Raw genomic sequence first — 342 nt, forward strand, 5'->3', positions numbered from 1 at the left:
ACCTGCCGCTTCTCGACGGTCTCGGTGTCCTTCGGGCCGCCCCACTCACCCGCGGTCAGCCACATGCCGGCCCGCTGGAACACCTCGCGCTCGTGGGCGTAGTAGATCTCGGGCAGCTCGATCTTCTCGCGGGCGATGTACTGCCAGACGTCCAGCTCGGTCCAGTTGGAGAGCGGGAAGACACGGACGTGCTCGCCGGGGGCGTGGCGGCCGTTGTACAGGTTCCACAGCTCGGGCCGCTGGCGGCGCGGGTCCCACTGGGAGAACTCGTCGCGCAGCGAGAACACCCGCTCCTTGGCGCGGGCCTTCTCCTCGTCGCGACGGCCGCCGCCGAACACCGCG

At 70.5% G+C, this 342-nt stretch carries 1 protein-coding gene; it reads right to left on the reverse strand.

The window, feature by feature from the left end; all coding sequences use genetic code 11:
* Positions 1 to 342, reverse strand: a 342-nt coding sequence (locus ADK57_RS16585; RefSeq protein ID WP_159050078.1) for a phosphoadenosine phosphosulfate reductase family protein, incomplete at both ends; no start/stop codon positions are given.

Source organism: Streptomyces sp. MMG1533, from assembly GCF_001279775.1.
GTDB lineage: Bacteria > Actinomycetota > Actinomycetes > Streptomycetales > Streptomycetaceae > Streptomyces.